Raw genomic sequence first — 23,902 nt, 5'->3', positions numbered from 1 at the left:
TCAGATGGGCAGCTTGCGGAAGACGCTCCGCGGAATGTGACGCAACACCATCATCACGTAACGGAATGCTGTTGGCGCCCAAACCAATTCCTTACCTTTTGCCGACGCGGTCACCGCGAGATTGGCGACGTACTCCTTGTCGACGGTCAGCGGTGCTTCCTTGACATGGGCGCTCATCCTGGTTCGCACCTGGCCCGGGCGGATCACCAGCACCCGGACTCCGTACTCGCGCAGCGCCTCGGACAGGCCCAGGTAGAAGCCGTCGAGGCCGGCCTTGGTGGACCCGTAGACGAAGTTGGATCGGCGCACCCGCTCGCCGGCGACCGTGCTCATCGCGATGATCTGGCCGAACCCCTGGGCGCGCATCTTCTCGGCCAGCAGCACGCCCACCGATACCGCTGCGGTGTAGTTGATCTCGGCAATCTGCACGGCTTTGCGCTGGTTCTGCCAGAGTTCCTCGGCGTCACCCAGCAGGCCGAACGCGACGATCGCCACATCGATGTCGCCATTGCCGAAGCACTCGTCGATCACCTTGGGGTGGGTGTCGGGTTCCAGGGCGTCGAAGTCGACGAGTTCCACCGACCGGGCACCGGCGGCCTTCAGCTGCGCCACCGCGGCGTCGCGCCCCGGGTCTTCGGGCATGGCCGCCAGGACGATTCGTGCGGCCGCGTTCTGCAGGTAGCGCTCGCAGATGGCCAGCCCGATCTCGGAGGTCCCTCCGAGCAGCAGAATCGACTGGGGATTTCCTACGGCGTCAAGCACCATCTAGAGCAGCTCCAAGCGTCGGGCCATGTCGGAGGCGAACACCCCGGACGGATCGACCTTGCGGCGCAGGGCGATCCATTCGTCGATCCGCGGATACATGGCATGAAAGGTCTCCGCGTCGGTGCGGGAGTCTTTGGCGGTGTAGAGCCGGCCGCCGAATTGCAGCACCCGCCGATCGAGTTCGCTGACAAACTCGTTGAGGCCGGCCTTGATCGGGAAGTCGACGCAGATGTTCCAGCCCGGGATGGGAAAGCTCAGCGGGGCCTGATTGCCGGGTCCGAAGAGCTTGAACACGTTGAGGAACGAATAGTGGCCGCTGGCCTGGATGTCGCGGATGATCCGCTTGAACTCGTCGACGGCCTCGGTGGGCACCACGAACTGATACTGCAAGAAGCCGGCCGGGCCGTAGCCGCGGTTCCATTCCCCGAACATGTCCAGCGGGTGGTAGAACTGCGTCAAATTCTGGATTTTGTTCCGGTAGGTGCCGGATTTGCGGTACCAGAGTTCGCCGATCGGTCCGAACGTGTACTTGTTGGCCAGCCCGTTCGGAAAGATATCGGGAAACGTAAGCAGTTGGGGCGCATCAAATTTCAGCGGATTGCGGGCCAGCTTGTCGGGGAGCTGGTCAAGTGTGGCCAGTGAGCCGCGAGACACCGCCGCCCGGCCCAGCTTCGGCGGCGCGCTGATCGCGTCGAACCAGGCGCTGGAGTAGGTGTAGTTGGCTTCGCTGCCGTCGCTGTGCAGCGCGATCGTTTCGTCGAGGGTGGCGGTGACGTCGCCGTCGGCGATGAAGTAGGCCGTCTCCGTCGGCGTCATCTCGATGGTGGCACGCACGATGATCCCGGTCAGTCCGTTGCCGCCGACGGTGGCCCAGAACAGCTCGGCGTCGTCGCCGTCCGGCGTCACCCGCCGGATCTCGCCGCTGGCCAGCAGCAGGTCCAAGCTGCGGACGTGATTGCCGAAGCTGCCGGCGCTGTGGTGGTTCTTGCCGTGAATGTCGCAGCCGATGGCGCCACCGATGGTGACCTGGCGGGTGCCCGGCAGCACCGGTACCCACAGGCCCAGCGGCAGCGCCGCCTTCATCAGCTGATCCAGGTTGACGCCGCCGTCGACGTCGGCGAGCCGGGTCTCGGCGTTCAGCGAGTGGATCTTGTTCAGCGCGGACATGTCGATCACGAGGCCGCCGCCGTTTTGCGCGTTGTCGCCGTAGGACCGGCCCAGCCCGCGCGCGATCACGCCGCGGCCGTCGGACTCGCCCGCTCGGATCACCGCCTTCGCGATCACTTCGACGTCGGGGGTGCGCAGCACGTCGGCGACCGACGGCGCCGTTCGTCCCCACCCCGTCAGCCGGGTAGGCGTCGTGGTCATATCGTTGCTCGACATCGTCAAAGAGGGTACCGCGCGCCATCCCGCGCAGAAGCCGCCTCGTGACCGGGCACCCGTTTCGGGGCCCGCTTGGTGATCGCGGCGCGACACGCGACCGCCGCTGGCTCGGCGAGCATGCATTCTCCGCGTGGTGGGCAACTGTACCAAATCTAGCCGAGCGTTCGGTCTGCGCCGCCATATCAGGTCCGGTTGAATTAACTCTATGAATAAATTCCACGTCTGAAGAAGATTCAGTGATGAAGTTGGTTGAACGATCTGCGGATTTTGAATTGGATCTTCAGTATTGCTCGATGCGAGTTATGTCGCACCGAGCAGCTATCGGCTAAAGATGGGTTGAACTGCAGTGATAGAGCTCAATCCGCCAATCCACTGGCCGTATTCCGCAATTCGTGTATGTTGCGAAATGAAGCGCAATGAGCATGATGTGAGTGCGTCGGGACAATGATTGTCGACAAAAGGCGGAGGACCGCTGTCGCGCTCCCTCGGAGAGCAACTGATAAACCTTGGAAAGGAAGGTTAGGTTCTATGTCTTTTGTCGCGGTGGTTCCCGAGATTCTGCAGGCTGCGGCGCAGCAAGTGACGAGTCTGGGCGAGTCGCTGAGCGCGGCCAACACGTCCGCGGCAGCATCCACAACGGTAATCTTGGCTGCCGGCGCCGATGAGGTCTCGGAGGCTGTTGCTGAGCTGTTCAGCGTCCACGCCAGGCAGTATCAGATCTTGGGTCAGCAGGCCGAGGCGTTTCAGCGAACTTTTGTTGACGCGCTGAGCACTGCCAGCGCGGCCTATGCGGGCGCGGAAGCGGCCAATGTCGCACCGCTACAGGCGTTGGAGCAAAACCTGCTGGGTGTGATCAACGCCCCTGCCGAGGCGTTGCTGGGGCGACCGTTGATCGGCAACGGCGCCAACGGAACAGCGACGAATCCCAATGGCGGTGCAGGTGGGATCCTGTACGGCAACGGCGGAAACGGATTCTCTCAGACCACCGCCGGGGTCGCTGGTGGTGCCGGCGGCGCTGCGGGGCTGATCGGCAACGGTGGTGGCGGTGGTGCGGGCGGCGCCGGCGCGGTCGGCGGCGCCGGCGGGAACGCCATGTTGCTCGGCCGGGGCGGCAGCGGCGGTGCTGGCGGTGCGACAGCCCTGTCCACGGAAACCGGGGGTGTTGGCGGCCGCGGAGGCTCGGGAGGGTTGCTGTTCGGTGCCGGCGGCACCGGCGGCGCCGGTGGCGCCTCCGCGGATGGAACGGGTGGGGCCGGAGGCGCCGGCGGTATCGACCGCGGCCTGCTCGTCGGCGTCGGTGGGCAAGGCGGCGCCGGTGGGAACGGCAATGTTTCCGGGGGTGCAGGGGGCGCAGGGGGCGCCGCGCAAGGCATGCTATTCGGCCTGGGCGGAGCAGGCGGCGACGGCGGCGGCGCGTTGGGGTCCGCCTCCAACGGCGGTGCTGGCGGTGCCGGCGGCGATAGCTCCGCGTTCTTCGGCTACGCCCAGGGTGGTTCAGGCGGCCTTGGTGGCTTTGGCGTCAACACGAGCGGTTTGGGCGGCCAGGGCGGTATCGGTGCTTCGTTGATCGGCGTGGGTGTTGGTGGCTTCGGCGGCGCCGGCGGTGACTCCGGCAGCGGCGGCATGGGTGGTCAGGGGGCGGCGCTGGTAGGCCTCGGCATGGGCGGTGCAGGCGGCTCCGGCAGTTTCGACGGTGGCAATGGTGGCGGAGGCGGGCAGGGCGCTGCGCTCCTAGGCGTCGGCGTCGGAGGGGCAGGCGGTGCCGGCGGCGACTTCGGCGGCAATGGAGGTGCCGGCGGCGACGGTGGTGGTCTGCTGAGTTTCGGCGTCGGCGGTGACGGTGGTGATGCCGGCGCCGGCGACGGACCTGCCACCGGCGGCAATGGCGGCAACGCCGGAATTATCGTCGACGGCGCGCTGGCTCGGGCGTTCTTTGGCATCGGCGGCAACGGCGGCAATGGAGTCGGTGGTGGTGCCGGTGGCACCGGTGGCACCGGTGGCGTATTGGGCGGTGGCAGCGGGACCAACGGATCGTCGTGATGCGTTGAAGTTCGAGCCGACGGGTGGGACCTATCGCCCTTTTCACCGCGGCCGGCTCGCGAAGTCAGCGGATGCGGAAGATCACGGCTCGCTGCACGATGAAATTGATCACCGTCGCGGTGCCCTGCGCCACCACGAATGCGACGGGCACCGCCCAGCCCCGGTAATGCAGTAGTTCGAGGCACAGATGGTTCAGCCCGACCTGAACCGCGAAGGTGATGGCGTAGAGCGCCATCACCCCGATGAACCGCGCAGTGCTCGGTGACGCCTGGAACGTCCAGCGCCGGTTGATCAGGTACGCGGTAATGGTGCCGACGATGAAGCTGATGGCCTTAGCCAGGTCGACCTGTACGCCGAACGCCTTGTACAGGATCAGATAAAGCCCGAAGTCGACGACCGCCGAAAAAGATCCGGTGATGATGAAGCGCATCGCCTGCGTCGTCAGATGCAGATGCTGGTGCTGTCCTGGGTGTTCGGCATCTGGCTCCGGCGGCGGGATCATCGAGTCGGAGTCTAGGTGGGCAGCTTCACCGAGAGCAGCTCGACCTGGCTGGGACCTTGCGGCGTGGAGTAGGTCACGGTGTCGCCCGCCTTATGGCCGGCCAGCGCCTGCCCGAGCGGGCTGCGTGCGGTCAGCGTCTCGCCCTCGTGGCCCACCGGCGTCTCTTCGACGATGGAGATCACGTACATGGTGACCACTTCACCGTCGGCGAACCGCAGTGTGACCTCGGTGCCTCCGGGCAACGTGTCGGAGCTGTCCGGAGTCGACGGGCCGGACTTCAACCGCCGGTCTAGCTCGTTGATCCGGTCGGCGAGCACCGCGAGCTCGTCGGCCCGCTGGATCGCCTCGGCCGCGTCCCCGTGATCACCGACCATCCCGCGGTCGTTCTTGACCTCGATCTCCAGGCGGTCATGTCGCTGCTTGAGCCGGGCCAGTTCGGCGGCGAGGTTGTCGCGCGCAGCCGCTGCCGGATCTGTGGACTGGGCTTCTTCGCTCACGACCACCCCTTTCGCCGAGCACCTATCGGGCGTTTCAGTGATACACCACAAAAGGCCGGCCGTCACTGATATATCGCAGGCGTTTACCGGCGCGTATCACTGCGGGGCGTCCTCGTCGTCGTACTGCGAGAGCCCGTTTCGCACGGCGTCGAAAATAGCCAGACCCTGGGACACCAGGCCACTGGTCACCTGACTGATCCCCTCGGCGCCGTTGAGCACGGTCAGATTGGACCCGGCCAGCCCGCGCGCCGCCTTGTCCACGATCTCGGGAAGTTGGTCGATGATCATCCGGTCCAGCGCCACCCGGTTGTGCGATGCGGCGGCCTCGGCCTGAATCTTCATCTTCTCGGCGTCGGCCACGGCCAGGATCCGGACCCGTTCGGCTTCGGCCTCGGCGGGCTTGACCACCTCGGCGACCAACTCCTGCTGACGCAGTTCGGCCGCCCGCTGGGCCAATTCGGTGCGCATGGCCAGCACCTCACGCTGGGCTTCGGCCTCGGCCAGCGGGCCCGCTTGAGCCGCCTCCGCCTGGGCCTTATCCACCTCGGCCTTGTATTGAGCCTTGACGATGGCGGTCTGCCGGGCGAACTCCGCCTGCTTGCGCTGCGATTCCTGTTCGGCCTCGGCGGCCTTCTGGTTGGCCTGGGCCTGAGCGATCTGGGCCTGCTGCTGGACGGCGGCATTGTGGGGGGCTGACATCGCCTTGATGTAGCCCAGACCGTCGTCGTCGATGGATTGGATCTGCAGCGCGTCGACGTTCAACCCGATGCGAGCCATCTCCTCCTTGGAGCCATCGAGCACCTCGGTGGCCAGCTTCTGGCGTTCCCGGATGATCTGCTCGACGGTCATCGAGCCGATGATCGAGCGCAGGTGCCCGGCGAAGATCCGGCCGGTCAAAACCGACATCTGATCTTGTTCGGACAGGAAGCGCTGCGCCGCGGCGATGATGCTCTCCGGGTCGTTGCCCACCTTGAACGCGATGACGGCCCGGACGTTGAGGGTGATGCCCTGCTGGGTGACGCATTTCTCGGCCACCTCGGCCTCGCACATCGCCAGCGTCAGGAACGCGGCCTTGCGGAAGAACGGGATAACGAAGGCGCCGTGCCCGGTCACCACCCGGAACGGCGCATTGCCTTTGGCCTTACCGCCCGAAATCAGCAGCGCCTCGTCCGGCGCGGGTACTCGGTATCCCAGCATCGTTGTACTCCTTAAATTTTCGATTCGTAGGGGAAAGTCGGGACGTGCCAGGGCTCGACGACGACGGTTCGTGGCCCGTGAGCCTGCACGACGAGCACGTGGGTGCCCTTGGCCAGTGGTTCGTCGGAGCGGGCCAGGAACGTCTCCTTGGTGCCTCGCACGGTCAGCAGTACCTCACCGGCGCCCTCGGCGCCGCGGGTCGGCACGATCAGGGTGCCTACGCAACCGATGACAGAGGCGCTCACGGTCGCATTCTCCACCCTGGGCCAACCGCGGGTTACATTTCCAGATCGATTCCGACGACCTGCGCGGAATGAGTGGCGATGTCGTATGCCGGGGACGCACCGGCGACGACGTTCGGCAGCGGGCCACCGGGGCGGCCGGCGAGCTGTGGGCGAACGGTCCAGGAGCCGAGACTGATGGGCACCAACGCGATACGGGTGGCGTTCGGGTCGGGCACGTCCTGGTCGTAGCGCACCAACTGCCAGTTCTCCTGGTGCGGATCGGCCGCAACCGCGTAGACGCGATCGAGGTGCCAGGCCGTCATCAACCACTGCGCGTCCCGGCCGGGAAAGCTCAACGTCGTCCCCGGTCCCTGCGAAACTTCCGGTGGCGCCGCGGCGAGTGCGGCGCGCAACTGCTCCGGCGAACCGGCCGATATGAGCGTCGACGGCAGGCCAGTCAGAAAGCTATCGAGATCCGGTGCGGCCACGGCCTTTCCGCAGCCCACACCCACCAGACCCGCGGCGACGACGAGCAGTGTCGCAATCGCCCTCACACCCAGTCCTTGACCGGCAACGCGGTGAGCGTGAACACCCGGCTGCCGCTCTCCTGGGCGTCGATACGCGACACCCACACCCGGCCGGCCGCCGCCTCCGCGACGATCCGTTCCACGTTCTCGAATACCCAGGCGGCCGAGGCGTCCAGGGCGGTGCCGTCCACGATCCGCATGTCGACCAGGTCACGTTCGGCGAGCAACTCGAACAGGTCGCGTTGCGGGTCGTTGGTGGTGATCAACGTGGTGTGGCCGAACTGAGCCGCAAGCGCGGCGCGGATGTCGTCGAGGCACTCGCCGCTGAGCACCCGATCGTCTGCTTGCCTTTCGTCGCAGGCGAATTCGATCTCGAAGCTGAGCGCATAGCCGTGCAGGAAGAGTCGCTTGCCGTTGTCGGACCAGGACCGGCGGCAGCAGTGCAGCCCACCGAACCGCTTGCGCAGGTGAAAGCGCGCCGTGCGTCCTACGGGTGCGTCATCGCGGTGCATGGTGGCCGTCTGGGCAGGGCCGGCGAAGGTGATCTCAGGCATGAGTGTGAGTCTTCTTTCTTGTTGCGAGAGTGATGAATTCACGTTGCTGATCGGCGTTGTCGCGCATCGAGCCATAGAAGGCCATGGTGGTCGTGGGGCCGGCCAGGGCGGCGCCCTCGCGCACCGGCGTGCAGGCGTACCCGCCTTCCACCAGCACACCGAGGCCGCGCGGGGCGAGCTGGTGGTGCAGCCACAGGCCGATGCGGGTCGTCATCTTCTCCTGCACCTGGACGCCGATCGCGCACGCGTCGACGATGCGAGTGAGTTCGGTCTGGCTCAACCGCTGGTCGCCGCGCAGGTACCCGATGTGCACGACACCGTAGAACGGCAACAGGTGCTGTTCACAGATCGCGTGGAACGGGATGGCCCGCAGCAGCACCGGCCGGTCGAGCCGCAACTGCAGGATGCCGCTGTCGGGGCGGACGAGGGTTTGAGGCACCGCGATAGTGTCCGGGCGCGGCCTTGGAGGATTCTAAAAGGATCCTTGGCGCGGCTGCTGCGATGCCGCAGCCCGGTGCCGGTGGTGCGCCGCGCGAACGTGCGCCAAGAATCCGCAGAGCTTCTCAACAGAACGGTGTTCGAGCCTGCTCGCATGCGCACCATCGAGAACCTTCGCGGCTCTGTCGTCAAGCTGACTCTGGCCATCGCCGGCGTGGCGGTCACGCTGGGCCTGGCGACCGGCCTGGCGCACGCCGCCGCATCCGCGCCGCACAGCGAGGCGCCGCGAATGTACGGCAACCCCGCCGCCGCCGCCCAGTACTGGCGCAAGCAGTCCTTCGACGACTGCGCCCTGATGGCCGCCGCCGACGTGATCGGCGAGCTGACCGGTCGCCAACCGTCCGAGGACGAGATCGTCGCGGTGGCCCAGCGGCTGGGCAGTCGCGTCCACCCGGGACCGATGTACAGCGCGGGTTACGGCACCGATCCCGGCGATATCCCGGTACTGCTCTCGCAGTACGGCATCTACGGGGTTGCCACCAGCCAGGGCGAGGCCGCCGCGACCGGACTGGACTCGGGGATGGAAGCGCTCGAGCGCTACCTGGCCGACGGCCACCAGGTGATCGCCGGGGTCAACGCCGAGATGATCTGGGGGCTGCCCATTCAGACCAAAGACAACCGCGGCCACCCGATGAGCGACCACGCCGTCGTCGTGACCGGCGTCGACCTGGTCAATGGCACGGTGCACCTCAACGACAGCGGAACCCGCGCCGACGAGGTGGTGTCACTCGACGTCTTCCAGCGCGCCTGGGCGACCGGCAACGACGAGCTGGTGGTGACGCGGGAAACACGTTGAGCATCAGCCGAATTCAAGCAGCGTGTAGGCGCCTCGGAATTGTCTGATCGGCGGGAACTGCCAGAGCGCGGGGTATAACGTCCCGAAGAACCAACCCCGTCCTTTGGGCATCGGCATGTCGCGCACCGCGCGGATACCGGGAACGGTGGTCGCCAGATCGGCGAGTTGGCGCGGTGAGAGACTGAACGGCATCGGCGGTACCCGGTACTGCCTAGACGACCGCACTCCGTTGCGCGCCACCTTCTTGACGATCGTCGGTGGCACGTCGAAGAACATCTCTCCGCCGGGAAACCGCTTGGCGCACTCTGTGATCAGTTGCATGGCCTCGGCCGGCTGCAGGTACATCAGCAATCCCTCGGCGGTGATGAACACCCCTTCGCTGCTGTCGATCCGGGCCGTCCAGGAGTAGTCGAGCGCGGACTGCGCGATCTCGGTGATCCGTGGCGAATGCGGCAACAGCCGTCGGCGCAGCTCGATCACCGGAGGTAGATCGATTGACAACCAACGGAATTGGGCATCCGGTAGGGCGCTGTTCAGCCGCCAGAAGCTGGTCTGGAAGCCTTCGGCGAGCGCGACGACGGTGGCCTTGGGATGCGTGGTCAAATACGCCAGCGCGCAGGTGTCGACGGCCAGTGAGCGCAACGCCATCTCCTGGCCCTTGCGGCGACCGAACTTCGCGAAATCAAAGTCGATGGAATCGACGAGTTTGATCGCCATCGGGTCATCAAGGATCGCGTCCGGGTGGGCGGCCTGGGAGGCCCGGCCGCTCAACGTGAGCAGGGCCGTCTCGGAGACGCCGGTCAGCAGGCTGGCATCGACGCGGTCCGGGCCAGGGAGACTCATGGCGCCAACGTACCGGCCACCACGGACTATCCGGGCGTGCCGTCGATCCCGTCGGCGCCGGCTGTGCCGGACCCGCCGACGGCGCCGCCGACACCCGCACCGCCGGTCAGGACACCGCTGGACCCGCCGCTGCCGCCGGCCCCGCCCGTTCCGGCGGCACCGCCGTTGCCGCCGTCCCCGGCGCCACCGCCACTGCCTGGTGAGCCACCGATGCCACCGCTGGCGCCGCCGTGGCCGCCGTTTCCGCCGTGGCCGCCCGCGCCACCTACGCCGCCGAGGCCTCCGGCTCCGCCCACGCCGCCGGAGCCGAACAAGAGACCGCCGGCACCACCCGCGCCACCGATACCGCCGGCTCCGCCATCGCCTCCGTCACCGCCTGCAGCGCCATCGCCGCCTGGGCCGCCACTGCCGGCCGCGCCGGCTGATGAAGGATTCACTGTGCCGCCCTGGCCGCCCGCACCACCGGCACCACCGGTGTCGCCGGCACCACCGATTCCGCCGGCTCCGCCGGCTCCGCCGATGCCACCGTTGCCGATCAAGAAGCCGCCATGCCCGCCGTTGCCCCCGGCGCCGCCGGTCCCGCCTGCGCTGCCCGCGGAGCCCGTGGCGCCCCCGCCGCCGCCGCCCCCGATGCCGCCCTGGGCGAAGCCCTGGTAATTCGTGACCGTCGCGCCGGCGCTACCCCCGAACCCCCCGGCACCGCCCGCTCCGCCAAACGCTCCACCGGGCGCGCCAAACCCGCCGGCGCCGCCGATGGCTTGAGCAATGGCCCCGCTGCCAACCAGATCTTCCAAACTGGCTGCGCCACCGTTGCCGCCGAGACCTCCCGTTGCGCCAATGCCTGCCGTACCGCCGTTACCGCCCGGTCCGCCAAGGGCAAACACCAGGTTGTTGTTGACGGCCCCGGTGGCCTGGGCCGAAGCCGTACCCCCTTCACCGCCGGTGCCTCCGGCGACCCCCGGTCCTCCGGCGCTGCCGGTACCCCCGGTGCCGCCGGCCGCCTGGATAAGCCCGCTGCCCGTTACGAACGCTGCACTGCCGCTGTTTCCTCCGATGGCGAAGTTGTTGGTGGGCGTGGGGTTGACTCCGTTCTGGCCGGCCAGCCCGGTTCCGCCCTGCCCGCCAACGCCGCCGCTGCCGAACCAGATCGCGCTGCCGCCGTCGCCGCCACGGCCGGGATTGCCGCCGTTGACCCCCGCCAACGCGGCCCCGCCGATGCCGCCGGCCCCGCCGTTGCCGTACAGCAGTCCGCCAACGCCGCCCGCCCCGCCGCTGCCGCCGGCCCCGCCCTGACCACCGGCGCCGCCGTTGCCGAGCAAACCCGCACTGCCCCCCACGCCACCGGCCGCACCGACAGCCGTGCTGGTGCCGCCGACTCCACCGTTACCGAACAACAAGCCGCCGGCACCACCCGGCTGCCCCACTCCGTTGACCGTCCCCCCGGCGGCGCCATCGCCGATCAGCGGTCGGCCCAACAGCGTCTGGGTGGGTGCGTTGATCACGGTGAGTACCGTCTGCTCCAAAGGCTGTAAGGGAGACGTGCTTGCCGCCTCAGCGGAGGCGTACCAGCCGCCAGCCGTCTTGAGTGCCTGGACAAACTGCTGATGAAAGGCTGCCGCCTCGGCGCTCACCGTCTGATAAGCCCGCGCGTGGTCTCCGAAGATCGCCGCGATCCCGGTCGAAATCTCGTCGGCGGCCGCCGCGAGAACGTCGCTGGTCGGAGCTGCGGCGGCCATACCCGCCGCCCGCAGCGAAGACCCGATTTCCGCGACATCCTGGGCCGCCGTCGCGACGAGTTCCGGAGTTGCGAAGACAAAAGCCATGGCGTTCCTCCACCGCGTGACCGTTCGGTGATTGCCCGATCAATCGCCGACGACGGCAGAGCGGAATCGTACGCGCCTGCAGCGGGCTTGTCCTGGCGTCTGATCGCCGCGAATCAGCTCAGACCCAGTACGGCACCCGCGCGCGGTACTGCCGCATTGCGAACGCCGCCATCACCCAGCCGACGACCGTGAGCACTACCACCACCATCCAGTGCCGCAGCTCCTGCGGCGCGCCCAGCAGTGGCGCCCGCACGATGTCGAGGTAGTGCAGCAGCGGGTTGAGTTCGACGATCTTCGACCAGCGCCCGGCGCCCTGCTGCCGCAGGGTGTTGTCGTTCCAGATGATCGGCGTCATGAAAAACAGCAGTTGCACAACGGAATTGAGCAACGGGCCGATGTCGCGGTAGCGGGTGGCCAGGATGCCGAAGCACAGCGACACCCAGATGCAATTGAGCATGATCAACGCCAGCGCGGGAAGCACTGAGAGGTCCGCCCACGACCACGGCTTGGGATAGATGATCGCGATGACGACGTAGATGACGATGTTGTGCGCGAACAGGATCATCTGCCGCCACACCAGCCGGTACACGTGCACGCTCAACGGCGTCGGCAGTTGCTTGATCAAGCCCTCGTTGTGGACGAAGACGTCAGCACCCTCCAGAATGGCGGCGTTGATCAGGTTCCACACGATCAAGCCGAGCGTGACGTAGGGCAGGTGCTCGGAGAGGTCGAGATGGAACAGCTTGGAGTACAACCCGCCCATCGCGACGGCTGTGGTGCCGGTGGCGATCGTGATCCAGAACGGTCCCAGCACCGAACGGCGGTAGCGCTGCTTGATGTCCTGCCAGCCCAGGTGCAGCCACAGTTCGTGACGCCGGAACCCGGCGGTGAGATCACCCCAGGCACGGGCGAACGTCTTGGATTGGGCAGCAGCGTCAACGAACGTCATCGCGAACCTCCCGGCCGGGCGAACTTTTCCTGCCGGCCGAGCCGGCGCAGCCGCACCCATTCCAGCAGCCCCCGGGGATCGCGGCGGGTCACCAGGAAGAACCAGCCGAACCGGACCCACTCCTGGAACAGCAACTTGCGCAGCCCAGGCTGCGACAGCACGTAACCGCGATTGCGGTAGGTGAAGTACCGCTTGTTGGTGTCATCGGGGTACTGCGTGTGCATGCGCCCGCGCAGGATCGGCTTGAATTCGTCCGAGCCGCAGGGATGCAGGTAGACGGCGTCCAGGCAGGTCCCGAACGGCAGGCCGGAACGCACCAGCCTGCGGTGCATCTCCACTTCGTCGCCGCGGATGAACAGCCGCAGATCCGGGACCCCGATCGCCTCGAGTGTCGACGCGCGGAACAGTGCGCCGTTGAACAGCGACGCGATCCCGGGCAGCAGGTCCTGGCCGGCGCCCCCATCCGACGTGCGCAGTTCGCTGACCCGCCGCCGCCACACCAGGCCGCGGCGCAACGGGAACGCCAGCGCCTCGGGATCATCGATGTTGCAGACCATCGGGGACACCTCGGCCAGGCCGTGTTGCTGCGCGCACGCCATCAGCGTCGCCAGCACTTCGGTGTCGGCGGCGCGCCCGTCGTCGTCGGCCAGCCAGATCCAGTCCGCGCCGTGCGCCAACGCCAGCAGCATGCCCAGCGCGAAACCCCCTGCCCCCCCGAGGTTTCGCCGCGAGTTCAGATAGATCGACGGAACCTCTTGTGCGGCAACGAGATAATGCACCCGGCTGTCGCCGGAGTCGTCGTTGTCGATGACGATGAGCCGGTCCGGCGGCCGGCTCTGGGTGGACAGCATCTCCAGCGAGCGAGCGAGTTCCTCGGGACGCCGGTGGGTGACCACGACGGCGAAGACGTAATCACTCACGGTCACTCGCGCGCGTTCTCGGCGAGCACTTCGCGCACGTGCCGCGCGGCGTCGTCGCCCTCGTAGGCGCGCACCACGTCCTCGATCCCACCGCTCTGCCGGATCACGCCATGGTCGATCCACATGGCGGTCTTGCACAGCCGGGCCAGGAATTCGTTGGAATGGCTTGCGAACACCAGGATTCCGGATCGTTCCACCAGGCTCTGCAGGCGGGACTGCGCCTTTTTCAGGAATTCGGCGTCCACCGCGCCGATGCCCTCGTCGAGCAACAAAATCTCCGGGTCGATGCTGGTGACCACGCCCATCGCCAAGCGCACGCGCATACCGGTGGAGTAGGTGCGCAGCGGCATCGACAGGTAATCGCCCAACTCGGTGAACTCGGCGATCTCGTCCACCTTGGCCAGCATCTGCTTGCGGGTCTGTCCCAGAAACAGACCGCGGATGATGATGTTCTCGTAGCCCGAGATCTCGGGGTCCATGCCGATGCCTAGGTCGAACACCGGCGCCACCCGGCCGCTGACCTTCGCCCAGCCGCGCGTCGGTTCGTAGATGCCCGAAAGTAGCCGCAGCAGAGTCGATTTGCCGGCGCCGTTATGGCCCACCAACCCGACGCGGTCGCCGAGTTCCAGCGACATGGTGATGTCGCGCAGCGCCTCGATGACCACCACGTTGGATGCGTTGCGGCCGATCGCGCCGCCCGCCTTGCCCAGAAATGCCTTCTTCAGCGAACGGGACTTGGCGTCGAAGATCGGGAATTCGACCCACGCGTCGCGGGTTTCGATGTGTGGACCGCTCGACACGGCTTAGAGGTACTGTCCGGTGCCGTGTCCGTGCGGACCCGGCTTGCCGATCCCCGGCGGCAGCGCGCCCTGCCGCATCTGCTCCAGCTGTGCGCGGGCGGCCATCTGTTGTGCGAACAGCGCGGTCTGGATGCCGTGGAAAAGCCCCTCTAACCAGCCGACCAGCTGCGCCTGCGCGATCCGCAGTTCGGCATCCGACGGCGCCGCGTTCTCGTTGAACGGCAAGGTGAGTCGTTCGAGTTCTTCGCGCAGCTCCGGTGCCAGGCCGTCCTCGAGTTCGCGGATGCTGGTGGCGTGGATGTCCCGCAGCCGGGTGCGGCTGGCCTCGTCCAGCGGTGCGGCGCGCACCTCTTCGAGTAGTTGCTTGATCATGGTGCCGATGCGCATCACCTTGGCCGGCTGTTCGACCAGGTCCGTCAGCGAGCGCTCTTCGTCCTCGGCGTCCCGCATCGCCATCAGACGCGGATCGACGCCGCCGATTACCTCGATGCCGTCACTGTCTTCGGCATGGTCGTCATTGCCGTTGCCCACGCAATCACCGTCCTTGTGTGTCGTCTAGGGGTGCACCGGTGTGTCGCCGTGCCATTCGTAGATCTGGGCGCCGCCGTTGTCGTAGATCATGGTCCAGTACGGCGACTTGTCCAGAAAATATAGTCCTTCGGGCACTTTGAACCCCCGAATCGTCGGGCCGCTGGCCAGGACGTAACGGATGTTGAGGGCTTTGATCGCCTCCACCACCCGCGGATCGGAATCGCCCTTCTTGGCGTACGCCCAGAAGATGTAGCGGTGGTAGCCCGGGCCCATCTGCACCGGGTAGTCGTAGTGCGTCCACAGCGGGTGCAGATCGGCCACCGCGTACATCCACGAGGTGCCGTCGACGTTGGAGTCGCCGATCATGGTGTCGTGGGCGCCGGGCAGCTTCGCCAGGTATGCCATGGCCTCGAGGTCGCGTTGGTCGACGATTATCGAGTCGTATTTGTCGCCGAACAGGAACCGGTGCCGTGGGAAATAGTGCACCGCCAGCCCGACGCTGAGACCGACCAGCAGCACCGCCGTAGCCGTCGCCCAGAAACGCGACGGCATGGGTTTGCGCGGTTGGACGAATCTCTTGGCCAGGGCGACCGCGCCCGCCACGAGGGTAACCAGCGCGACCGCCGCCATCAGGTTGAACAACGGGGTCGTGGCAGCGGCGATGCGGCGCGGGTCCTTGTAGAAGAATTCGCCGAAGGCGCCCGCAATGCGACCGAACGGACCCCACAACGGAGTGCCGGCGTCGACATTGATCACGATGAACAGCAGCCACACGGCCAGCGGCCACCAGATCTTTTTAAGCAGCATGATGAGCCCGCCGACCGCACACAGGAAGCTCAGCGCCCACTGGTAGGGGAAGTCGTTGAGATGCCGGGAATGCATGAACACGGCGTCGAAGAGACCGTGCCTCATGCTGAGGTAGGTCAGGAACGAGTGCCCGGCGATGATGTCTTCCTGCTTGGTGACGCTGAGGAACTGCGGTAGCAGGATCAGGCCCGAGATCAGCCCGACGCCGGCCAGCACCGCCAGGTCCCGGACGCGGCCCCGAACCGGGTGCCGCAAGGGCTCGAACAGCCACCAGGCGCCGACCAGCAGCACGGTGATGATGCCGCCGGTGATGTGTGCCGAGAAGACACCGACCAGGGCCAGGACGGCCAGCGGGATGCGGTCGCGGTGTTGCAGCGTCGAGGTGATCAGGGCCATGGCGGGGATGGCCACCCCGTAGGCCGCGAGGTTGGGCATCGCGGCCGTGTCGAACTCGACATAGGGCACGGCGGTGAACGACGCCGAGAGCGCCGCGGCGGTGGCCGCGGTGATTGCGGTACGCCACTGGGTGGTGTGGCTGCGTAACGCGCGCCAGGTGAGCACGGCCGCGCTCACGGGAAACAGCCAGATCGCCGCCGCCAAGGAGTTCAACGTGTAGCCGGTGGTGGCCGCCGCGCCGGTCAGCTGACAGAAGACGGCCGTCAGAGCGTGGAAGACCGACGGGTAGTAGAGCACCGCGTGGGTTTCCACGTTGCGCAACTCGCCCATGTGGTTGGACGACGCCTGACCGACGTCGAGGATCCAGCGCACCTCGTTGGCGTGCCACACCGCGTCCCAGGTGCTGGGTATCGACTGCCAGTGCGGGATGCCGGCGAAGGCTGCCCAGCCGATGAGCACGGCGCCCAACAGCACACCGGCCGCGACGACGATCGCCGGGCCGGGGTTCATGGCGTGCGCTTCGGCCTGTTTATCCCGGAAGCGCGCCAGCAGCAACTGCAGCACCGTCGCCAGTAGGCAGACGACGGCCAGCGCCAGCAACGCTGTCCAACCGTTCCACGGGATGCCGAGCGCACCGTAAGGGATGATCGCAAGTGCCACTACGCCGTACGTCAGCGCTGGCCCGGCCGCGATGGCGATCGGCCAGTTCAACTGCGCGATACGTGCGACGATGGCACCCGGTGCGATCAGCACGACCAATGCGATCAGCGTTCCGAACCACAAGCTCACTCGACTAGTATGGCTGCCCGGGTGAGTTGACTCGGGAGGCCGGTAACGGCTGGAGCGTCTACGGCGCACCCGCTACCGACACCCATTTGTGGAAATTGCGTTAGCTCTAAGGTGGCTGGCATGGCCTACGACGTCGCCCGGGTGCGCGGACTGCACCCGTCGCTCGGTGACGGATGGGTGCACTTCGACGCTCCGACGGGCATGCTCATTCCCGATTCCGTGGCGACCACGGTGTCCACGGCGTTCCGCAGGTCCGGGGCCAGCACGGCCGGGGCACACCCGTCGGCGCGGCGCAGCGCCGCGGTCCTGGACGCCGCACGTGAGGCGGTCGCCGATCTGGTCAACGCCGATCCGGGCGGCGTCGTGTTGGGTGCCGATCGCGCCGTGCTGCTGGCGTCGCTGGCCGAGGCGTCGTCGGCCCGCGCCGGGCTCGGGTACGAGGTGGTCGTCAGCCGACTGGACGACGAGGCCAACATCGCTCCGTGGCTGCGCGCGTCGCACCGCTACGGCGCCAAGGTCAAGTGGGCCGAGGTCGACATCGAGACCGGCGAGCTGCCGACCTGGCAGTGGGAGAGCCTGATCAACAAGTCCACCAGGCTGGTCGCCGTGACGTCGGCCTCTGGGACTCTGGGCGCCGTCACCGACCTGCGGGCCATGACCAAACTGGCGCACGACGTGGGTGCGCTGGTAGTGGTCGACCACTCTGCCGCGGCGCCCTACCGGCAGATCGACGTCAAGGAAACCGAAGCCGACGTGGTGGCGGTGAACGCGGTGAATTGGGGCGGACCGCCGATCGGGGCCATGGTGTTCCGCGAGCCGGCGCTGATCAACACCTTCAGCTCGGTTTCCACCAACCCGTATGCCACCGGCCCCGCGCGGCTAGAGGTGGGGGCGCACCAATTCGGTCTGCTCGCCGGCGTGGTCGCCAGCATCGAATACCTCGCCTCCCTCGACGAGTCGGCCCGCGGCACGCGACGGGAACGGCTGTCGGTCTCGACGCAGTCGGCGTCGGCGTATCTGAACCGGATCTACGACTACCTGATGGTGTCGCTGCGGTCGCTGCCGCTGGTGATCATGCTGGGCCGCCCGGAGTCACGGATTCCGGTGATCAGCTTTGCCGTCAACGAGGTCCCGGCCGACCGGGTGGTGCAGCGGCTGGCCGACAACGGCATCCTGGCCATTGCCAATGCGAATTCCCGCGTGCTCGACGTGCTGGGTGTCAACGACATCGGTGGCGCGGTCACCGTCGGCCTGGCGCACTACTCGACGATGGCCGAGGTCGACCAGCTGGTGCGGGCGCTGGCATCGCTGGGTTAAACCGTCAGCAGGATCTTCCCGAACGTCTCGCCCGACTGCAGCAGGCGGTGGGCTTCGGCCGCGTCCTGGATCGGCAGCCGCCGACCGATGATCGGCCGGACCCGCTGGCTGGCGAACATCGGCCACACCGACGTCGTCACCGCGTCGACGATTGCGCTCTTGCTGTCGGGCCCCCGGACCGGCCGGGCGCGCAGGGTGGTCCCGATGACGCGGGCCCGTTTGGCCATCAGCTTGCCGATGTTGAGTTCGGCCTTCACCCCGCCTTGCATGCCGATGATGACCAGCTGACCATCGGTGGAAAGCGCCTCGATATTGCGGTCCAGGTATGCCGCACCCATGATGTCGAGGATCACGTCGGCACCCCTGCCGCCGGTCTCCTGCATCAGCCTCGCGACGAAGTCTTCGTCCTTGTACGAGATGGCGATGTTGGCACCCAACTCCCGGCACAGTTCGAGCTTCTCCGCCGAGCCGGCGGTGACCGCCACTCGGGCCCCCAACGCGCGCGCCACCTGGATCGCGTGGCTGCCGATGCCGCTGGCTCCGCCGTGCAGCAGCACCAACTGCCCCGGGCCCAGGTGCGCCGTCATCACCAGGTTGGACCAGACCGTGCAGGCCACTTCCGGGACGCCGGCGGCGTCGACGACGTCCAGCGGCCCCGGAATCGGCATCACCTGGCCGACGGGAACGGCGACGTACTCGGCATATCCGCCGCCGGCCAGCAGGGCGCAGACATCCTGTCCGACCGTCCATTCGGTGACCTCGGCGCCGATGTCGGCGATGGTCCCGCTGACCTCCATGCCGATGATCTCGCTGGCGCCCGGTGGCGGCGGATACTTGCCGGCGGCCTGCAGCACGTCGGCCCGATTGACCCCGGCGGCCGCCACCTTGATCAGTACCTCACCGGGTCTGGCGGACACGTCGGGCACGTCTTGCCAGAGCAGCTGCTCGGCGGATTCGGCGACGATGGCGCGCATGCCGGCCACGCTACAAGCACCGCTACCCTTATCTGCGGTGGCGTGGCAGAGCGGCCTAATGCACTCGCCTTGAAAGCGAGAGACGGCTAAAACCGTCCGGGGGTTCAAATCCCTCCGCCACCGCTCACCTGACTGCCGTGAGTCTGTGCAGAGGGCGCCTTCGTTCGAGTGTTAACCGCCCTGATCGCCGGCTCGATGCCGCAAGCGCAGGCTCAGTGCAGTGTCGGTGCGTACCGCAGCACCGCGGCGATACCGTCGGCCGGCGCGATCCGCTCGTCGGTGCGCACCAGCGACGCCCCGACTGATACCGCGAACATCGGCAATGCCTCGTCGGCGCGTAGCGTTTTGGCGGGAGCGGCGCCCTGTTCGGACAACACATTGGCATTGGGGGCCACGGTCGTCATGCCTTCGTCGGCGACCACTGTGGCGTCTCCGATGTCACCCACGATCAATGTGTCGACGGCGCCTTGCCGCAGCGCTGAGCAGACGGCGTCCAGGCCCTCGGCGGCGCGCCCGGATTGCCTACCCATTTCGGCGTCGAAACGCTGGGCGGCTTCGTCGACTTCGCGCAGCCTTCGCTTGGTGAACCACGATTCGATGTGGCCTTGCACCTCGGTGTGGTCGTGCCCGCTGTTGCGTGCTCCCACTTCCAGCGGCACCGCACGCTCTTGTACCCGCTCCGCGAAGGCATTGAGCAGGTCCGACCGCGACCGCACTTCCCCCACCACGAACACCGCATCGGCCGTCATTCCGGTCGAGGCTCCGTCCACCAGCTCGGTGACACGGTCGGCCACCGCGCGGATGTTCTTGCGCGCGGCTTCGTCGGTGCGCTGCTGAGGGTCTCCGTATCCGGCGGTTTCGGCGCCCGAGGCTTTGTGCACCGGATGGCCGCTGCCGTCGACGGCTTCGGTCTCGAAGACGCCGTCGACGTGTGGGTGATATCGGCGCCGGTGTGGTCGACCTCGACCAGGAGGTAATCGGGGGCGACGAAGCCGTGCTCGACGATCGGGACGATGTAGGGCAGCTCCGAGACCCGGACAACTGTGGTCGCGGTGGAACGCAACAGGTGCTCGTTGACCACGACCCCGTCGGCGCCCGCCACCACACCCCTACCGCTCCAGCCGACGGGTGGCCGCAGGTCTATGACCGCGCGCTCGATGTCACCGGTGACCGCGTCGGTGACGCCCTGGTTCTCCAACTCCTCGCGCAGCGCCCGCCATCTGAGCTCGAGTAGCTCCTCGGCGTCGGGAGTGTTGTGCGTGTCTTCGAAGTACACCGACACGAATGGGCCGGGCGTGTCCAGAAGCTTTCGGAAGCGTTCGGAATCCATCCGCGGTGGTTGCCCGCGCAGGTCTGGCACAAACGTTCAGACGCGTGCAATCGAGGAGGCGATCGTGTCCATCAGGGCCTTGTAGCGCTTGAGCTCGGGGTCCTTGCCGGGCTTGCCGCTGCTGATCAACCCAGCGGACATGCCGCGCGCCGGATCGGCCCAGATCGCGATGTTGGCCAGGCCGAGGTTGCCGAACGCCTGCGGGGCATTGCGGCCGAACGGACCGAACCGGTCGGTTCCCAGCATGTATCCAGTACCCCAGCGGGCCGGCATCAGGCCCACCGCGACGTCGGGCCGCAGCCGCCGGGATTCCTGCACGGCGCCGTACATCCGTTCCGGGCTCATGATGCGCACACCGTCGAGTTCGCCGCCGCGACGCCAGATCTCGGCGAACCGGGACAGTTCGTCGGCGGTGGAGATGGTGTTGGACGAGGGCACCACGGTGGACAGAAACGCCGGGGTGTTGGTGTAGGGGATGATCTCGTGCACGGTGCCGCCGATGGCCTTGCGGAAGATCGCCGCGATGGCCGGTGGCAACGGCTTGCCGGTCGGGTGACTGGGCGCGACCAGCGGGATGTCCTTGGGTGCGACGCCGAAGTTCGTCCAGCGGAAGTTCAACGGCTCCAGGATCTCGGTGGCCAGGATGTCCCGGATGTCTTTGCTGGCGGCGGCGTAGACGATCTCGCGCATGAGCGGACCCCAGGTCAGCGCGTGGTACATGTGCATCCGGCCCGGCGGGTACAGCGGCCGGAGTTTGCCCAGCTGTTCCTGCGCATAGTCGTGGTCGTCGGCGCGGCGCAGGTCCGGCTTGGGCCCGGTGGGGAACGGGACGCCGGCGCTGTGGGTGAGCACGTGGCGGATCGTCGTCCGGTCCTTGCCGTGGCTGGTGTAACTGGGGATGTATTCGCAGACGCGGTCGTCGAGGGCGAAGACTCGCTGCTCCACAAGCATGTGCACCACGGTCGCGGTGATGCCCTTGGCCGCCGAGTACACGCAGAAGGGCGTGTCGGTGGTGACGGGGACCTTGTCGGCGTCGGGTTCGTCGGTGGGCGCGTTGCCCCAGCCATGGCCGATCGCGCGGTTGAGCACGACCTTGCCGTTGCGCCGGATGCAGAGCTGGATGGCGGGATGCATGCCGGCCCGATACCAGTGCCGCGCGGCCTGCCAGATCTTGTCGGCGGCGACCTTGTCGATCTCGGAGTGATCTTCTTCGCCGATCGCGGTGACGGCGTCCAGGTCGGCCGGCACACGGATCCGGCCATCGGGTGTCGAGGTCATTCGGCGCCACTCCTCCTCATCGCTACGCTCTGCATCGTCGTTGGCGCGTCATTCGGCGCCACTCCTCCTCATCGCTACGCTCTGCATCGTCGTTGGCGCGTCATTCGGCGCCACTCCTCCTCATCGCTACGCTCTGCATCGTCGTTGGCGCGTCATTCGGCGCCACTCCTCCTCATCGCTACGCTCTGCATCGTCGTTGGCGCGTCATTCGGCGCCACTCCTCCTCATCGCTACGCTCTGCATCGTCGTTGGCGCGTCATCACCGCTCAGCCTAACTTTGAAGCCATGACCGGCCGCTCACGCTATGTCGAGGTGATCCTGATCGTCTTCGGCGCCTACTCGGTGGGCCTCGGATTGTTCATGATCGTGGCGCCGGGCGTTTTCTTCGACAGCCTCGGCGCCTTCGGCGCCCGCAACGACCACTACATCTTCGACAACGCGTCGTTCGAGTTGCCGTTGGGCCTGCTGCTGCTCGCGGCGCTGCGCTGGCCGTCCTGGCGAGTGCCGGCGTTGGCGTTCGCCACCGCGCACTGGGCGTTGCACGCGCTCAGTCACCTGGTCGACACCGGTCACCGCGACGGTGCGACGGTGGGATGGCTGGAGTTCGCCGGGTTGGTGATCTCGACGGGGTGGTTGGCCGGTGCCCTCTGGGTCACTACTCGCCGGTGAACTGCGGCGGACGCTTGGCGAACGTCGCCGAGATGCCTTCGGTCAGGTCCTTCGACGGCAGGAACGCCGCGTTCCAGGCGGCCACGTAGCGCAGGCTCTCCGACACCGCTGAGATGCGCTGCTGGTCCAGCACATCCTTGATGCCGTGCACGGTCAGCGGCGGGTTGGCTGCGATCTCGGCGGCGGTGGCGTGGGCCGCGGCCAGTGTGACCTCGGCGTCCTGGTAGACGTCGTTGACCAGGCCGATCTTCTCGGCTCGGGCCGCGTCGATGTCCTTGCCGGTCAACGCGAGCTCGCGCAGGTGTCCGTCGTTCAGGATGAGCGGCAGGCGGGCCAGGCTACCGACGTCGGCGACGATCGCCAGCTTGACCTCGCGCACCGAGAACTTGGCGTCGGCGCTGGCATAGCGGATGTCGACCGCCGAGATCAGGTCGACCCCGCCGCCGATGCACCAGCCGTGAACCGAGGCGATGGTGGGCGTGCGGCAGTCGGCGATCGCGGTGATCGCGCCTTGCATGCGCTTGACTTCACGGTGGAAGACCGCGCGCGGCCCGGCCAGGGCGTCGCCGGAGAGCAGCGGGGTGAACGAGCCACCCATGGCCGGCACGTCCAGGCCGTAGCTGAAGTTCCGACCCGACCCGGTGATGACGATGGCGCGCACGTCGGGGTCGGCGTCCAGCGTCTGGAACACGTCCGGCATCTCCGACCAGAAGGCGGGCCCCATGGCGTTGCCCTTGCCGGGACCGATCAGGGTTACCTGCGCTACCTGGTCCTTGATCTCGACGGTGACGGATTCGTATGTTTCGCCCATGCCGAGACCGTAGCGTGGCTGGCATGCCCGATGACTTGGTACCCGGTCCGGAATCTCCGCCCACCGACGAGCTGCGCAGCGCCGAATTGTCCCTCGGGGTGTTGCAACAGGTGCTGCACACCGTCGCCGGCTCGGACAAGTCCAAGCAGACGCCGTGCTCGGAGTACAACGTCAAGGACCTGACCGGCCACCTGGTCAATTCCATCACCAGTTTGGGCGGCATGGCCGGCGCGGCATTCGACGTGCACCCGGACACCGATTCGGTGGAACAGCTGGTGGTCACCGCCGCTAGGCAGGCCCTGGATGCCTGGCACAAGCGCGGTCTGGACGGTGAGGTCGCGTTCGGATCCGGATCGATGCCCGCGCGGGTCGCCGTCGCCGTCTTCTCCATCGAGTTTCTGGTGCACGCCTGGGACTACGCACGCGCCGTCGGACACGACGTCGAGGCCCCGGACTCGCTGGCCGAATACGTGCTGGGATTGGCCCAGGGCGTGATCAAGCCGGAACAACGCGGCTCGGCCGGGTTTGACGACCCGGTCGGGGTGTCCGCCGACGCCGGCGCTCTGATGCGGCTGATCGCTTTCACCGGCCGCAATCCCGCTTGGCGGGCCTGAGCCAGCTCCGCTGTCGCCGAGCGTGAACACAGGGCGGAAAAACCGCCGAGAAATCGTCCTCACTTCAC

General features: G+C 67.2%; 23 protein-coding genes, 1 tRNA gene and 2 pseudogenes. 6 read left to right on the top strand and 20 right to left on the bottom strand.

Annotated elements, in window-relative coordinates:
* Positions 1–765, bottom strand: a complete 765-nt coding sequence (gene dprE2 / locus JX552_RS29970) for a decaprenylphospho-beta-D-erythro-pentofuranosid-2-ulose 2-reductase (RefSeq protein ID WP_205875403.1) — start codon at positions 763–765, stop codon at positions 1–3.
* The gene (gene dprE1, locus JX552_RS29965) at positions 766–2,148 is read right to left on the bottom strand and encodes a decaprenylphosphoryl-beta-D-ribose oxidase (RefSeq protein ID WP_205875402.1); all 1,383 of its coding nucleotides are present in this window, start codon (positions 2,146–2,148) and stop codon (positions 766–768) included.
* A gap of 528 nt (positions 2,149–2,676) precedes the next feature.
* Here dprE1 and JX552_RS29960 point away from each other — a divergent pair.
* On the top strand, positions 2,677–4,188 hold the full coding sequence (locus tag JX552_RS29960; RefSeq protein ID WP_205875401.1) for a PE family protein: 1,512 nt from the start codon (positions 2,677–2,679) through the stop codon (positions 4,186–4,188).
* Between the two features lie 64 nt (positions 4,189–4,252).
* Here JX552_RS29960 and JX552_RS29955 read toward each other — a convergent pair whose 3' ends face one another.
* The 7 genes from JX552_RS29955 to JX552_RS29925 form a co-directional block, all read right to left on the bottom strand.
* The gene (locus JX552_RS29955) at positions 4,253–4,618 is read right to left on the bottom strand and encodes a GtrA family protein (protein ID WP_205878763.1); all 366 of its coding nucleotides are present in this window, start codon (positions 4,616–4,618) and stop codon (positions 4,253–4,255) included.
* Between the two features lie 83 nt (positions 4,619–4,701).
* Positions 4,702–5,187, bottom strand: coding sequence for a GreA/GreB family elongation factor (locus JX552_RS29950; protein WP_205875400.1), 486 nt, complete (start codon positions 5,185–5,187; stop codon positions 4,702–4,704).
* A gap of 96 nt (positions 5,188–5,283) precedes the next feature.
* Positions 5,284–6,384, bottom strand: a complete 1,101-nt coding sequence (locus JX552_RS29945) for an SPFH domain-containing protein (RefSeq protein ID WP_205875399.1) — start codon at positions 6,382–6,384, stop codon at positions 5,284–5,286.
* Between the two features lie 11 nt (positions 6,385–6,395).
* Positions 6,396–6,629 carry a hypothetical protein gene (locus JX552_RS29940; RefSeq protein ID WP_205875398.1) on the bottom strand — a complete coding sequence of 78 codons (234 nt, stop codon included), beginning with the start codon at positions 6,627–6,629 and terminating at the stop codon, positions 6,396–6,398.
* 32 nt (positions 6,630–6,661) lie between these two features.
* Positions 6,662–7,162 (bottom strand): hypothetical protein, encoded by a 501-nt coding sequence (locus JX552_RS29935; protein ID WP_205875397.1) that lies wholly within the window; start codon positions 7,160–7,162, stop codon positions 6,662–6,664.
* The gene (locus JX552_RS29930; protein WP_205875396.1) at positions 7,159–7,689 is read right to left on the bottom strand and encodes a 6-carboxytetrahydropterin synthase; all 531 of its coding nucleotides are present in this window, start codon (positions 7,687–7,689) and stop codon (positions 7,159–7,161) included. Before JX552_RS29930 ends, JX552_RS29935 begins: the two co-directional genes overlap by 4 nt.
* Positions 7,682–8,128, bottom strand: a complete 447-nt coding sequence (locus tag JX552_RS29925) for a GTP cyclohydrolase I (protein ID WP_205875395.1) — start codon at positions 8,126–8,128, stop codon at positions 7,682–7,684. The genes JX552_RS29930 and JX552_RS29925 overlap by 8 nt, the downstream gene beginning before the upstream one ends.
* Positions 8,129–8,281: 153 nt before the next feature.
* On the opposite strand from JX552_RS29925, the gene JX552_RS29920 reads away from it, so the two are divergent.
* Complete coding sequence (locus JX552_RS29920; RefSeq protein ID WP_205875394.1) at positions 8,282–8,983, top strand: C39 family peptidase; 702 nt, start codon at positions 8,282–8,284, stop codon at positions 8,981–8,983.
* Between the two features lie 3 nt (positions 8,984–8,986).
* Here JX552_RS29920 and JX552_RS29915 read toward each other — a convergent pair whose 3' ends face one another.
* The 7 genes and pseudogenes from JX552_RS29915 to JX552_RS29885 form a co-directional block, all read right to left on the bottom strand.
* Positions 8,987–9,826: a class I SAM-dependent methyltransferase gene (locus JX552_RS29915; protein ID WP_205875393.1), complete on the bottom strand. Its 840-nt coding sequence runs from the start codon at positions 9,824–9,826 to the stop codon at positions 8,987–8,989.
* Positions 9,827–11,127: 1,301 nt separating this feature from the next.
* Positions 11,128–11,649 (bottom strand): annotated as a pseudogene (locus JX552_RS34360) (PE family protein); the annotation flags it as partial.
* Positions 11,650–11,767: 118 nt separating this feature from the next.
* Positions 11,768–12,598 carry a galactan export ABC transporter permease subunit Wzm/RfbD gene (gene wzm, locus JX552_RS29905; RefSeq protein ID WP_205875391.1) on the bottom strand — a complete coding sequence of 277 codons (831 nt, stop codon included), beginning with the start codon at positions 12,596–12,598 and terminating at the stop codon, positions 11,768–11,770.
* The gene (glfT1, locus tag JX552_RS29900) at positions 12,595–13,518 is read right to left on the bottom strand and encodes a galactofuranosyltransferase GlfT1 (protein WP_205875390.1); all 924 of its coding nucleotides are present in this window, start codon (positions 13,516–13,518) and stop codon (positions 12,595–12,597) included. Before glfT1 ends, wzm begins: the two co-directional genes overlap by 4 nt.
* 2 nt (positions 13,519–13,520) lie before the next feature.
* Complete coding sequence (wzt, locus tag JX552_RS29895; RefSeq protein ID WP_205875389.1) at positions 13,521–14,318, bottom strand: galactan export ABC transporter ATP-binding subunit Wzt/RfbE; 798 nt, start codon at positions 14,316–14,318, stop codon at positions 13,521–13,523.
* 3 nt (positions 14,319–14,321) lie between these two features.
* Positions 14,322–14,774 carry a bacterial proteasome activator family protein gene (locus JX552_RS29890; RefSeq protein WP_241011235.1) on the bottom strand — a complete coding sequence of 151 codons (453 nt, stop codon included), beginning with the start codon at positions 14,772–14,774 and terminating at the stop codon, positions 14,322–14,324.
* Between the two features lie 99 nt (positions 14,775–14,873).
* Positions 14,874–16,841: a DUF6541 family protein gene (locus JX552_RS29885; protein ID WP_205875387.1), complete on the bottom strand. Its 1,968-nt coding sequence runs from the start codon at positions 16,839–16,841 to the stop codon at positions 14,874–14,876.
* A gap of 120 nt (positions 16,842–16,961) precedes the next feature.
* On the opposite strand from JX552_RS29885, the gene JX552_RS29880 reads away from it, so the two are divergent.
* On the top strand, positions 16,962–18,158 hold the full coding sequence (locus JX552_RS29880; protein WP_205875386.1) for a cysteine desulfurase-like protein: 1,197 nt from the start codon (positions 16,962–16,964) through the stop codon (positions 18,156–18,158).
* On the opposite strand, the gene JX552_RS29875 is transcribed toward JX552_RS29880, so the two are convergent.
* Complete coding sequence (locus JX552_RS29875) at positions 18,155–19,132, bottom strand: NAD(P)H-quinone oxidoreductase (RefSeq protein ID WP_205875385.1); 978 nt, start codon at positions 19,130–19,132, stop codon at positions 18,155–18,157. The two genes, JX552_RS29880 and JX552_RS29875, sit on opposite strands and share 4 nt — an antisense overlap.
* Positions 19,133–19,168: 36 nt before the next feature.
* Here JX552_RS29875 and JX552_RS29870 point away from each other — a divergent pair.
* Positions 19,169–19,255: transfer RNA gene (locus JX552_RS29870), tRNA-Ser, on the top strand.
* 89 nt (positions 19,256–19,344) lie between these two features.
* Here JX552_RS29870 and JX552_RS29865 read toward each other — a convergent pair.
* Positions 19,345–20,462: pseudogene (locus JX552_RS29865) on the bottom strand (Rv2629 family ribosome hibernation factor).
* A 36-nt stretch (positions 20,463–20,498) separates the two neighbouring features.
* Positions 20,499–21,740, bottom strand: a complete 1,242-nt coding sequence (gene lipE, locus JX552_RS29860; protein ID WP_205875384.1) for a lipase LipE — start codon at positions 21,738–21,740, stop codon at positions 20,499–20,501.
* Positions 21,741–22,025: 285 nt separating this feature from the next.
* Between lipE and JX552_RS29855 the strand changes: the two genes are divergently transcribed.
* On the top strand, positions 22,026–22,409 hold the full coding sequence (locus JX552_RS29855; RefSeq protein WP_205875383.1) for a hypothetical protein: 384 nt from the start codon (positions 22,026–22,028) through the stop codon (positions 22,407–22,409).
* On the opposite strand, the gene JX552_RS29850 is transcribed toward JX552_RS29855, so the two are convergent.
* Positions 22,396–23,220: a crotonase/enoyl-CoA hydratase family protein gene (locus JX552_RS29850; RefSeq protein ID WP_205875382.1), complete on the bottom strand. Its 825-nt coding sequence runs from the start codon at positions 23,218–23,220 to the stop codon at positions 22,396–22,398. The two genes, JX552_RS29855 and JX552_RS29850, sit on opposite strands and share 14 nt — an antisense overlap.
* Before the next feature lie 23 nt (positions 23,221–23,243).
* Here JX552_RS29850 and JX552_RS29845 point away from each other — a divergent pair, with 23 nt between their 5' ends.
* Positions 23,244–23,834, top strand: a complete 591-nt coding sequence (locus JX552_RS29845) for a TIGR03086 family metal-binding protein (protein ID WP_205875381.1) — start codon at positions 23,244–23,246, stop codon at positions 23,832–23,834.
* Positions 23,835–23,902 lie beyond the last annotated feature (68 nt).

The sequence above is a fragment of the Mycobacterium gordonae genome (assembly GCF_017086405.1).
Classification (GTDB): domain Bacteria; phylum Actinomycetota; class Actinomycetes; order Mycobacteriales; family Mycobacteriaceae; genus Mycobacterium; species Mycobacterium gordonae_D.
Note: the sequence above shows the minus strand (reverse complement) of the source record. Positions and strands in the feature narration are given on the sequence as shown.